The following is an 8,270-nucleotide window of genomic DNA, read 5'->3' on the forward strand; positions in this document are numbered from 1 at the left end:
CCCGTCTCCTTGGCGAAGAGCGTGTCGTCGCCGCCTTTGCCCACGTTCTGGCCGGGGTGAAACTTCGTCCCGCGCTGGCGCACGATGATGCTGCCAGCGGATACGAACTCTCCACCATACGCTTTTACGCCGAGATATTTCGGGTTGGAGTCGCGACCGTTCTTGGTCGACCCCATGCCTTTCTTGTGTGCCATAACAAACCTGCAGTTTCAGTTTCGGGTGATGCGAGTGGGGCAGTAGGTCTACGCTTCGGCGTCGTCTGCGTCGTCAGCGGTTTCCGCGGGGGCACCGTCGCCCGACGTCAGGGCATCGATGCGAATCTGCGTGTACTGCTGCCGGTGCCCACGCTTAACGCGATAGCGCTTACGTCGTTTCTTTTTGAAGACGATGACCTTGTCGCCTTTGACCTGATCCACGACGGTTGCATGAACGGCGGCGCCGCCGACCGTGGGCGTCCCGATGGAGACGTCTCCGGCCCCATCAGATACGAGGAGGACCCGGTCGAAAACGACTTCGTCTCCGGCGTCCAGTTCGCTATGGAACGGCACGTACGCCGTCTCATTTTCACGAACCTTGAATTGCTTATCTTTGATGTCAACAATAGCGTACATGGGCGGCTCTGCTTTGGAGCGCCGGGTTGGTTACCGACGCGAGAGTGAGCAATGGTGTCTGTTCGAGTCGTAGAACACGCAGGCTCGTCCCTCAAGTTTCTGTCCCCCTTTTCTACCACATCCGTTTCCTATGAAGATCACCCTTCCCGGTTCAAAAGAAACGCTCCCCGTCGGCAAAATCCTGTGCATTGGTCGGAATTACGCCAAGCACGCGGCCGAGATGCAGAGCGACGTTCCGGGCGAGCCGATGGTGTTTCTGAAACCTTCCACGGCGATCGTTCGGTCTGGCGGGGTGGTGGTGCTTCCGAAACAGTCGAAGGACGTGCATCACGAAGTCGAACTCGTCGCGGTGATCGGGAAGGGAGGTCGCAATATACCGGAAGACGAAGCCCTCCATCACGTAAGCGCCTATGCCGCGGGCCTTGACATGACCGCCCGCGATATCCAGAGCAAGGCGAAGGCCAATCGGCATCCGTGGTCCGTTGCGAAGGGCTTCGACACCTTCGCACCGCTCGGTCCCCTGACGCCGGCCGACCAGGTTGGCGACCCGCAGCAGATGGAGGTTTCGGTAACTGTGAATGAGGAGACGCGGCAGAATGGCCGGACTGCGGACATGATCTTTTCAGTCGCGTACCTGGTCCATTATACATCGACGATCTTTACGCTCGAACCCGGAGACCTTATCTACACGGGCACGCCGGACGGCGTAGGACCGGTCGAGGATGGCGATGTCGCAGAAGCGCGTGTGAGCGGGTGTGCACCCCTCCGTGTGCGGATGTCGCGCGAACTTGATTGATCCGCAGGCGCAGGCATCCGATGGATGCCCGAGGCGTAAAGACCTATATATTCCCGTATCAAACGTAGATCAGGCCTTCCAGGACGCACCAGAACATCGACCTGAGAACGACGGCGGCCCGGGATCGCCACAATCAGGCCGCGATGCCGACCGTCAACCTCTCCAGTGCTCTTACACTTGCTCGCGACGCCGAAAATAAGGTCGTTACGTCCGACGATATCAGATGCATCATCGGTTTTCTCCGTTGACGGTGAGGTCTTAGATGTTGGCATGGCGCCAGACAGCCTTTTCAACCCGAGAACGAACTGGTCGCCGCCGGGTGGGGGAAGGGCGCGTGGCGTGCATGTCCAGCGAATGAGAAAAGCACCTCTCCTGCTCTGGATGGTTACAAGTGGGGGTATCAGCTTCCCCGTGTACGCACCCTGTTACGACGGAGGCCACCGTGTAATGGGTTCGTAAACGCTGTGCCGCTACGGGAAACGACCGGGGGAGACCGTCGGTCAGGTACTTGGATAAATGGTTTTGCAAAACGGTGATCCATTGCTATGACTCCGGCCCGGCAGAGCGACACGCTGTCGAATGTGACGTCAACAACCAGAGGTGCTGAAAAGGATACTGTCGAAAGCGGTGGTCCTGACGCAACGCATACCGTCGCTGTACACGACGGCCGCGAATGGCACGAATTGGAAGTCCAGCATGGCCGAACGCTTCGAGCGGTCCTCCGAGAGTACGATCTGTCCCCGCACGGATGGGTGACCGAGCACGTGAACTGTGACGGACAGGGCCACTGCTCCGCCTGCGCTGTAGAGATAGAAGAGGGGGCGGATGATCCAGAGCACTGGCTCGACGCCTTCCTGAGCGGGCGCGACCTCGGTCGTCTGTCCTGCCAGATTGAGGTCACCCAGGACATGGCGCTCCGCGTTTAATCCGGCCGCGATGGGCATTATCCGACGGCCAGCCGTATCGGCGCCCCATCCGTATTTGCCCTCTTTCTCGACGCAACCCTTCCCCCGACATGGAGACCTGGAGCCATCTCGACGACGTCCTCGACCTCGTTTGGAAAGAGATCGAAGCAGGTGCAAACGATCCCCAACACTTCTTCCGTACACCCACGTTCGGAACGGCCGGTATCGATCAGCCGCAGCTTCGGACGGTGATCCTCCGGGCGGTCCAGAGAGAGGCGCGCGCGCTATCATTTCACTCCGATCGCCGGTCGTCAAAGGTCTCGGAGATCCGATCCAATGATCGGATTGCCTGGCACGCCTGGAATCCGGAGCGATCGCTGCAGCTCCGGCTGCGCGGCTCGGCAACGGTTCACACGACGGACCCGGTGGCGGACGGTATGTGGGAAAGTGAGCCGCCGGCAAGTCTGGGCCACTACCTCAAGCCGGAAGCTCCGGCTACAGTCGTTGACGAGCCTGACGACGGATTGCCGGACGGGTTTCATGCTGGGGATCTGATCAGGGAGGACGTCGCTGACGGCCGACCGCATTTCGCGGTCATTCGCACGGTGATCGACGAGATCGATGCGCTGCACCTCCAGCGTGGCAATCACCAGCGGGCTACGTTCCGCTGGAACGAGTCGGGCAAAACGTTTGAAGGCGACTGGGTCGTTCCCTGACTCCACCCGCACTCGACGAAACGGCTTCGGCTCGTGTACCCCAACCGTCTCGCGCGCCGTATCGTCGACCGGGGATCAGTCGAATTCGGTGCGGAGCGCATCGATCGTGGCGTTGACTGCCGCGTCGTCTACGTCGCGATGGAGCGTGATTCGTACCGTCCGGGGCCCGAAGGGTGTGACGTGAATATCGTGAGCTGCGAGGCGAGTGATGACCTCCTCGACCGTTCCGTCGGAGACATCGAAAATAACGATGTTCGTCTGGACGCGTCCAAGGTCCAGCTCGAACGAATCGAGCTCAGCAACGGTCTCGGCGATGCGGCGGGCGTTATCGTGATCTCGTCTGAGGCGCTCCCTGTAGCCGTCCATCGCCACGAGGGCTGCTGCGGCCAGGATTCCGGACTGCCGCATGCCGCCGCCGAGCTGTTTGCGCACAGTACCGGCGGCCTCGATGGTATCGTCAGGGCCTGCAATGATGGAGCCCACGGGTGCTCCCAGGCCCTTCGAGAAGGCGAGCCACGCGATGTCGAACGGAGCAATGAGGTCGGCCAGGGACACGTCCAGCGCAACAGACGCATTCCACAGGCGCGCCCCGTCCAGGTGGAACCGAAGGTCGTGGGCGTGCACAACGTCGGCAATTCGGTGAACCCGGTCCAGGTCATACACGACGCCTCCCGCCTTATTGGCCGTGTTTTCGAGACTGACAACGCGGGAGCGGGCGTACACGGACATCTTCGGCCGAACGGCTGCCTCTACGTCTGCCGGCTTCAGGCGGCCGTCGGCCGTGTCGATGGGATTGAGTTGGACGCCGGAGATCATGCCGCTCGCGCCGGACTCGTAGTTGAAGATGTGACTGCTCCGATCCAGGATGACCTCATCCCCGGGATCGGTCAGCACGTGCAGGCAGATCTGGTTTGCCATCGTTCCGCTCGGGACGAACAGCGTAGCGTCCACCCCCAGGAGGGTGGCACACTCATCCTGCAGTCGATTCACCGTCGGGTCCTCCCCGTAGACGTCGTCGCCGACATTGGCCTGGGCCATGGCGTCGCGCATACGCGGCGTCGGTCGGGTGACGGTGTCGCTGCGCAGATCGATCATCGGAAGGAAAAGGGGAAGGATGGAAGGGGGCGTTGCGCGCAATCGGGGTGCTCCGCCGACCGAGAAACTGAGGACGAGCCCAAACGCAGTATGCTATGGCGCTACGTAGCGGGCGGCGGCATTAGAAGTACGCTTCAAACCGCTCGACCTGGCGCATCCGTCCGAGGATGGTGCGCGTATAGTGCGTCATCCGGCTCGGGGTGCGCACATGCGGATTCGGAATGCAGGCGGCCAGTGCGGCTGCGTGCCACCGGGTCATCGAAGCCGCGGCGCGGCCGTAGTGGTGCTGTGCGGCGGCTTCGGCACCGAATACGCCGGGACCCCATTCGATGACGTTCAGATAGAGCTCGAGAATGCGTTCCTTGGACAACACGAGCTCGGTGAGGAACGTCAGCGGCACCTCCAGGCCCTTTCGAATGAGCGAGCTGTGCGTCGTCTGAAACAGATTCTTCGCCAGCTGCTGTGTGATCGTCGACCCGCCGCGATACAACCGGCCTCGTTCCCGGTTGTCCTCGATCGCTTCGCCGATGGCTTTCCAGTCGATGCCCGTGTGCTGGAAGAATCGCGTATCCTCCGCGGACACAACTGCCAGTTCGAGATCGTCGTCGATGTCTGCCAGGGAGACGGGTCGGTAGGACCGTTCAAATGCGTCACCGGTCCACCACGCTGATACGGCCCGCTGGATCTGTACGCCGGTCGTGGGAGGGTCTACCCATCGATATGAGACGAGGAGCAGCGTACAGAGGGTGTAGTATCCGATCAAAACGATCAGCGTGCCGCGCACAGCCGTGTTCAACCAGGAGCACATCAGCGCGGGGGTAAGCGTGAACACCTCAACATCTCCGGATTCGATGCCTGGTTCGGACATCGCGTGGGATGCAGCGGGCGACGGGTCGTCCGCGTATGACGAACGCCCCGCATCCGGCCCGTCATCAGGCGAGTGCGAGGCGTCGTGGGGTGGGGTCGGATCCGTCACCAAGGTCTGGAGTCGTGAAAGGTCGTCGACGATCTGTACGACGATTCCCACCGGGAAAAGGGTCCGACCGACGTCCGTACGGACGGACAGGCGACACATGCACCGTTCCTACTCAGCGATTGATATCCTTGATTTTGAGCTTTACGGAACCGGCCGGCACGTCGATTTCGATCACGTCGCCCTCTTCCTTTCCGAGAAGGCCGCTCCCGATCGGGCTATCGACGGAGATCTTGTTTTCGGAAATATCGGCTTCCTGTTCGGAGACGAGCGTGTACGTCTGCTCCGCGCCGGAGTCGACGTTTTCGACGGTGACCTTGGACAAAATGTACGCCTTGCTGGTATCGACGGTCTTTTCGTCGACGAGCCGAGCCCGGGCGATGGTGTCTTCGAGCTTAGAAATCCGGGCTTCCAGTTTGCCCTGCTCCTCCTTTGCGGCATCATATTCCGCATTTTCCGAGATGTCGCCTTTAGCGCGGGCCTCAGCGATGGCGTCTGCAATCCGTGCGCGTTCCTTCGTTTTCAAAAACCGCAGCTCTTCTTTCAGATCTTGCAGACCCTCCTCGGTCAGGTAGACGGGTTTGTCTTTGGTCATAATAGCACGTGCGTACGTGAATACATCGACAGAAGGGACGTCCGAATCGGGATCCGCCGGGTAAAAAAAGACGCCACAGCCTGTCGTGGCAGCGGCGGTGGCGGGGGTAATAATTCGAACTCGGACCGTAGTATTCGGCCCATGGTAAAAATTGTTCCTGTCCATCGCCCGGCACGTTCCGGTATTTTTACGACCGAAAATGCAGAGGTGTGTGACGCTCACGTCGTTGTACGATCACCATCCGCCGCGTGCGGGTCCTTCGGGGGCAGGCCCCTCGGGGGCGGGAGAGGACGTGGACGCATCCTGCAGGACGCGTCGTGCCTGCCACCACGTTCGCTCCCAGTACCGGTCGTCCAGAGATGAGACCGTGACGCCGCTGCTGGCCGACGCGTGGACAAACTCGCCGTTTGAAAGATAGACGCCGACGTGACGGTCCTTCCGGCTCGGTCGGAAGAACACCAGGTCGCCTGGCTGCAACTCCGACCGTCGAACCTCCGTACCGACGCGGGACTGTCGCCGCGTGTCGCGCGGAAGGCGCAGGTCGAGAACGTCGGCGTAGAGAGCCTGCGTAAGGCCGGAGCAGTCTACACCGCGTCGGTCAGTGCCGCCGAGGCGATGAGGAACGCCGTCCCAGCGACGCGCCTCGGCCCGTAGACGGGGCTCTACTGTCCCTGCATCGGTTCGTGCGGCCGATCGGTCCGACGTTGGGGCGTCCGGTGCCGGGCGTGTCGATGTGCACCCGGTACCGAGAACGACCGCGATCAAGAGCAGAAGAACCGTTCGCGGTGTCGAAAACTGCAGCATGAATCGGGAAGGGTTGGTGGACGTCGATGGGATAGCTAAGCCGCGCTTAGCGGGTGCGACGCAACACCGCCTCGGCGTTTTCGAGCGACACACGCAGCGAAAGCTATGCTGCCCCATCCGGAGAGACCATTCATTTTGCGGTCGGCTGTTTAAGGTAGAACCAACGTGGCAGGAATTCCAGGCCGCACGATCGCATATGACCCTGCTGGGCCTTGAGGAATCGGCAAAAGCAGGGCAGGCGCCGCCGTCGGAAGGGGACAAACGGATCATCCCCCGCGGGCGCCGGGTATCGTACACACCGGCCACATTCTGGCCCCCGACCATACTTGTTCATCCGACCGGACCCCACCTATGCCGTACCCTGAGCAGATGGTACAGCCGATGCGCGAAGAGCTCACGCAACTCGGCGTCAAAGAGTTGAAGACGGCGGAGGCTGTCGACCAGGCGTTTGACGAAACGCGCGAGGGCACGATGGTCCTCGTCATTAATTCGGTGTGTGGATGCGCTGCGGGCAATGCCCGTCCGGCGGTCGCCATGGTGAAACAGGGCGATACCCATCCGGATGCCTACACGACCGTGTTCGCCGGCCAGGATCTCGAGGCAACAGAGCGAGCACGAGAATACCTCGTCGGCATTCCGCCGTCCTCCCCGTTCATTGCCCTGTTCCGAAACGGCGACCCGGTTTACGTCATCCAGCGCAAGCACATCGAGGGACGCACGGCCAGCGCCATTGCCGGTGACCTTCGCGCGGCGATCGACACCTACTGCACGGACGGGGATATCCCCGACGACGCCCCGTCGCAGCCGTCAGACGCCGGCCGCGCCCAGAGCGACAACGTTCCTTCGTCGTTCCGCTCGATCATGTAGGTTGCGAGCCCGGGGCTTCGGCCAACTACGCGGTCCCGCGCCAACGGGCCTGTGACCTGATTCCGCGATGCCTCGTCCACACCGGGCGGGGCATTCGCTTTTTAGGCCGTCGGTTTGGCGACTGGCTCCTTGTCTGCTTTGCCGGCCCGATGCAGCTCGACGCGGAGGTTTGCGGTATCGTCTTCCACCGTCAGTTCCGCCGAAGCCCCGAGGGGAAGCGTGAGACGGGGTAACAGGTGTCCGTAGGCCAGTCCGGTTGCTACCGGGTAGCTCCGCCCCGAAAAGTGAGCGGCGAAGACCTCGTGTATCGAAAGCGATGGCTCAGGGATGTCCCCCGGCTGAAACGAGCCGAGCACGACGCCGGCGAGACGGTCCAGATGTCCGGCCAAGTCCAGATGGGTGAGCATGCGATCGATGCGGTAGGGGGCTTCGCCGACGTCCTCCAGAATGAGAACAGCGCCTGTTAGATCGGGAAGGAAGGGCGTGCCAATGAGGCGCGTCAGAACCGAGAGGTTTCCACCGAGAAGGGGGCCGCGGCCGTTGGACCCGTCTTGGAGCACGGGGAGGTTCTCTGCGAGCGGGAGCTTAGAGGCTTCGTCATAGGTCGCTACGCGTTGAAAGCACGCCGCTGCATCCAGGTTGCGGCTTCCGGCCGGTCCCTCCTGGACTGCGTCGGCGCCCCAGCCGTCGGCCGGAGGCGCGGCTGGAGACAGCGTCGCCCATTCGGTCACAACCGGCGCGGACAGGGAGCACCACCCCAGGTGTCGATACAGCGCCAGTTGAAGTGCTGTGACGTCACTGTAGCCGACAACCCACTTCGGGCTCGCGCTTTCCGCGATCACGTGGAGGTCGTTCAGGAGACGCATGCAGCCGTACCCGCCGCGTGCCGCGATGACGGCGCGGGCGTC

At 61.9% G+C, this 8,270-nt stretch carries 11 protein-coding genes; 4 read left to right on the top strand and 7 right to left on the bottom strand.

The annotated features are described in order from the left end of the window. Positions 1-194: 50S ribosomal protein L27 (gene rpmA / locus ACFCU0_RS12910; protein WP_434974091.1), on the bottom strand; the 194-nt coding region annotated here is incomplete at its 3' end. A 48-nt stretch (positions 195-242) separates the two neighbouring features. Next, entirely contained in the window at positions 243-611 is a 369-nt protein-coding gene (gene rplU, locus ACFCU0_RS12915) for a 50S ribosomal protein L21 (protein WP_434974092.1), read from the bottom strand. A 130-nt stretch (positions 612-741) separates the two neighbouring features. On the opposite strand from rplU, the gene ACFCU0_RS12920 reads away from it, so the two are divergent. The 3 genes from ACFCU0_RS12920 to ACFCU0_RS12930 all read left to right on the top strand — a co-directional run bounded on the left by ACFCU0_RS12920 (position 742) and on the right by ACFCU0_RS12930 (position 3,028). Beyond that, the gene (locus tag ACFCU0_RS12920) at positions 742-1,407 is read left to right on the top strand and encodes a fumarylacetoacetate hydrolase family protein (RefSeq protein ID WP_434974093.1); all 666 of its coding nucleotides are present in this window, start codon (positions 742-744) and stop codon (positions 1,405-1,407) included. Positions 1,408-1,952: 545 nt separating this feature from the next. Next, positions 1,953-2,333, top strand: a complete 381-nt coding sequence (locus ACFCU0_RS12925) for a 2Fe-2S iron-sulfur cluster-binding protein (protein ID WP_434974094.1) — start codon at positions 1,953-1,955, stop codon at positions 2,331-2,333. 89 nt (positions 2,334-2,422) lie between these two features. Beyond that, on the top strand, positions 2,423-3,028 hold the full coding sequence (locus ACFCU0_RS12930; RefSeq protein ID WP_434974095.1) for a pyridoxamine 5'-phosphate oxidase family protein: 606 nt from the start codon (positions 2,423-2,425) through the stop codon (positions 3,026-3,028). Between the two features lie 75 nt (positions 3,029-3,103). Here the strand turns inward: ACFCU0_RS12930 and ACFCU0_RS12935 are convergent, their stop codons facing one another. The 4 genes from ACFCU0_RS12935 to ACFCU0_RS12950 all read right to left on the bottom strand — a co-directional run bounded on the left by ACFCU0_RS12935 (position 3,104) and on the right by ACFCU0_RS12950 (position 6,495). After that, entirely contained in the window at positions 3,104-4,123 is a 1,020-nt protein-coding gene (locus ACFCU0_RS12935) for a threonine aldolase family protein (RefSeq protein WP_434974096.1), read from the bottom strand. 121 nt (positions 4,124-4,244) lie between these two features. Next, positions 4,245-4,991 (bottom strand): monofunctional biosynthetic peptidoglycan transglycosylase, encoded by a 747-nt coding sequence (gene mtgA, locus ACFCU0_RS12940; RefSeq protein WP_434974097.1) that lies wholly within the window; start codon positions 4,989-4,991, stop codon positions 4,245-4,247. Positions 4,992-5,211: 220 nt separating this feature from the next. Further along, positions 5,212-5,691, bottom strand: coding sequence for a transcription elongation factor GreA (gene greA, locus ACFCU0_RS12945; RefSeq protein ID WP_434974098.1), 480 nt, complete (start codon positions 5,689-5,691; stop codon positions 5,212-5,214). Positions 5,692-5,925: 234 nt separating this feature from the next. Beyond that, a complete protein-coding gene (locus ACFCU0_RS12950) occupies positions 5,926-6,495 on the bottom strand; it encodes a C40 family peptidase (protein WP_434974099.1) in 570 nt (189 codons plus the stop codon). Between the two features lie 351 nt (positions 6,496-6,846). On the opposite strand from ACFCU0_RS12950, the gene ACFCU0_RS12955 reads away from it, so the two are divergent. Continuing rightward, a complete protein-coding gene (locus ACFCU0_RS12955; protein ID WP_434974100.1) occupies positions 6,847-7,362 on the top strand; it encodes a BrxA/BrxB family bacilliredoxin in 516 nt (171 codons plus the stop codon). Positions 7,363-7,463: 101 nt separating this feature from the next. Here the strand turns inward: ACFCU0_RS12955 and ACFCU0_RS12960 are convergent. Then, a partial coding sequence (locus tag ACFCU0_RS12960; RefSeq protein WP_434974101.1) for a S66 peptidase family protein occupies positions 7,464-8,270 on the bottom strand: 807 nt, incomplete at its 5' end.

This window comes from Longibacter sp. (assembly GCF_051155795.1).
GTDB lineage: Bacteria > Bacteroidota > Rhodothermia > Rhodothermales > Salinibacteraceae > Longibacter.